Genomic DNA, 3,660 nt, shown 5'->3' with positions numbered 1-3,660 from the left:
TGGTACCTCAGGTTCTGACGCCTTGAAGAGGTTGGCGGGACGTGAAAGTCCAGAGGCAACATTGTAAATGCTACCAAAGACAAACGTGACATACTGTGGTGCGCTCTTAGTAGATTGGGGTAACGCCGTTCGGTAGAAATGCTCACACCGGACAAAACATGGATTCGGAGAGGTTCGCGTTGATGGTCTTGGACCCACCCACTCAACGACAAGAAGTGCTCCACGTTTGAGGATCGCCCCATCGAAGTGTACACCGTTAAGGCTGGCAAACGTTGGGGGAACCAAAAGGTCCTCGAGTTGGTCATCAGAAACTTTCCAGATCTCCTGAAGGTACTCTTCCAAGAGGGGTCGGATTTGAGCAGGAGGTGGGGCCTTTGACTTCCCAAATCCAATGTCTTCCGACTGTGTTGCCGTCAGCTTCATTGTCGCTGGCTTTTCTATAGTCTGCAGTTTTGGGGCTGTGATCCGTGCCTGAGCAGCTGGGTAGAGGTAGGTTGGGTAGCCAAGTTTCTCCACCCAGACATCACTCGTAAGGGTAGTGACCTCCATCACATTGCGTAAGATCTGAAGCTCCTTCTTGTGCGGATTGGTGTAGCGCCATTCCTGTCGCCATATTTTGTGCTGCTGCTCATAGGACCGGGTGTTGCTGGCCCGGGGAGGTCCTCCAAAGGTGATATGATCCGGAAATGATAGCAGACGGTTGAAATTCGGAGCAACCTTGAAGCCCAGTTCGTTGCAAAGCGCCTGGTAGCCCCGGCGGAAGTTCTCAATGGCTCCTGCAAGGCTGTGTCGGAGCTGCTCAGGCCAAACCTCAGCCACCGAGAGGCAAGTCTTGATGTTGATCCACTGGAGTAGTAAGCTGGCTTGCTGTTCTGGCAGCGTTCCACGTGAGATATGAAGGAACCAGCACAACAGCGCATTCAGATCATGGCCGCCATGAGCACACACTGAAGTACGAAGACCCACTTCGGTGTTTGTAGCTGGGCTACGGTCGGCTTCCTCAATGACGACTTCTGCAGCATCTTCATCATCGGCTTCCTCAACGACGAGTTCCTCAGCATCTTCAATGTTCTGCTCAGCGGGGTTTGTAGCTATTTCAAAGAGACGGTCCACCTTGACTTTAGCTTTGTAGCGTCGAATAACAACTGCTTGCGGTTTCCGCCCAGCGACGAGTGAGGGCCGGGTTGCAGCTGGCGCTTTGAGGCCTACAGACTGATGAAGCTGCTGAGCACGGACGTTCCACAGCATAAAAGTTTCCGGCCCAAGAGAGCGCGCAAAAGTTCGGATGAGTTCCTGCGTGATTCCGATGTCCCCACAATGGAGGTCGTCTAGCCTACCGAGTCAGTGGGAACATTACCTAAAATGCTTGAAAAAGTGTCGTCTAAAGATAGGCAGTTTCCAGAGAGGACTTGGATCATTTACTAGACCGTGCCGAAGCCTGTAGACTCTGCGGAGTTCATTTGGAGTATCGGACTTGGTCTTCTTGTGCTCTTCGTAAAAAGCTGCCCAATATGGGTCTGGCCATGTATTGCTATCAAAGTAAGTGCCATAGGCCGGCTCGTAGGTGGCCATGCTGTCCCTCTCGGGTGCACTGAAGATGTCTTCTAAGGAGGTGGGATGAAAGACCCCGTCTACAAGCAATCCTTCAAAAATCAACCGGAAGGCATCCTTCGCAAACCCTGACAGCACATGCTTCAACCCAGCAGCTTTGCCAAGGCCTGGGTAGTCACCTGTAGCATGATTGCAGCATTCACTGACCAAGAAAATCGCAGCTTCCCATTACAGGAAGCTCACAGTATCTGAGCGCACCAGTCTCGAGGAGCATTAGAGGCGGGACAACAACAGCATCCAGAACCTCAAAAACTGGCACTGAATCGGGTACCGTCATGAGTGGGAACTTAAACTACGTATTAGAACTTGTGTCTACACCTGTGCCAGCTCCTGGTTGTCAACAGACAGACCCTGCAAAGTCATTGTCAGCTCCAGATGCGTCTCCCCGCCAACCTTATACTCATCAAGGAATATTTTGATGGGAAGCTGTGGCGTAAGTCTGCGCCTTACCATGACCTTCTCACCACATGCTGGCGAACCTGAGTGATGCCATATTTGATACCAGCAGTCACCAAGGGCCTCACAAGACAGGCTTCCGCCACGCCATGCAGGATCGTAGTCAAGGATGACGCGGCCCTCTGCACGGGCAAGGATGACTTGGATGGCATCAAGGATCCAAACAAAGTACACAGTCTCGTTGCAAGGCAGGACCTTTGAGAAGATAGGAGGCAGGCCAAGCATGCCCCGGCGAAACTTCTTTCGGCTATTCTTTGAAGCAGGGACGGCCTTGGCCTTCTTTAACCTTGGGTCGTTCTGGAACCTGCTGAATGAGAGGAATGAGGAGCCAACTTACGTGCCATTTTCATTGCTGGATTTTTCAGTCCCATCACTCAATCGGTCAAGGACGACTGCAACCAACGACGCAAACTCATCAAACTTTTCTTTGAATCTCTGGGGCAAGGGGCCAGCGTGGTAGGCCACACTACTATCTAGTGCTAAGGCTAACAAAACCAACCAGTAGGACGTGGAAAGAAAGGCTTGAACTCGTGGAGGTCTTGCTCAGGCGGGGGGGCTGCAGTTGGTGGCCTCAGCATGGCGGTGTTGCTTTGTTGCGGCTCAAACTCCACTAAGGGGGGAGGCACAGGCCCAATCGGGATTGATAAATCTTGGCCATGAAAATTGGCTGTCCGTCTCTGTTCCTCTTCCCTCTTCAGCCTGGTAACCTCATCGGCGCCATCCAGATGGGCCTTCCCTCGCTTGTGACGGTGTGTTTGCACTACATAGTGGCACCAACAGTCCTCACACCATCGCTGAGAGTTTGGATTATCCCCAAAGGTGAAAAAATCGTTTGAAGTTTCGCCATGACAGGCAGACTTGTGCTCGGCAAGGCTAAATGGTCGATGGTCTCGTGCTCGCTCTTCCTGAAAGTCACACAAGTTGCATGATGTAGTGACCTGTTCCCCGTCGACGTTTCTGGTCCCGTAAGGTTGTGAATTCTGCTACCTTCCACTGCGCAGGGACATCGTCCGCTCCTGGGTGCGGCTGGGGCTTTTCCTCATACTTTAAACGATAGAACTGACGAAAAAGGGCTTTAAGTTTTCCTAGTTCTCTCAATTTTGGAACTGCACTCGGGAAGAAGCCTTTTAGCATGCCTTGCCTGATATTCGATCAACAAGCCTACAAATAGCAAGTCTGCCTACCAGTCACTCGAACTGACCTGCCCTAAACCTATGCCTACCCCTCAATATAGGACTGATGTTGAATTCCTCAAAATTTAGGTGTTTAATAGTCTATGACTAGGAGGTCCGGGTTGATGCCTAGGCCGACGAGGAGCTTGTATCGCCCCCCTTCCTCCGCTATAAAATCAAAGTGTAAAAGTACCAAGGGTCATGTGCAGGATATCGAATCCCCGCAGGGCCTTCTGCCACTCAAGCTCGGTGAGGCCGTGTTTCAAGGGGCCCCACGTGTCGTAGATCCTGCCTTGAGTGTTTTTGCCCTCCCGAACTACCCAGTTGATGGTGGCTCTGCGACCGGGGTTGGGGTGGTTTTCGTAAGCCCATGGCACAACTTTGGACGTCAGCTCAGGGGAAGTCAGGGACGGGGGCGGGG

Annotated in this window: 1 protein-coding gene; it reads right to left on the bottom strand. The window is 52.1% G+C overall.

What is annotated here, in order from left to right; translation table 11 throughout:
• A partial coding sequence (locus V6D20_02655) for a hypothetical protein (protein ID HEY9814694.1) occupies positions 1-1,248 on the bottom strand: 1,248 nt, incomplete at its 3' end.
• Between the last annotated feature and the right edge of the window lie 2,412 nt (positions 1,249-3,660).

The organism is Candidatus Obscuribacterales bacterium, assembly GCA_036703605.1.
GTDB lineage: Bacteria > Cyanobacteriota > Cyanobacteriia > RECH01 > RECH01 > RECH01.
This window is presented reverse-complemented; position numbering and strand designations above follow the sequence as displayed.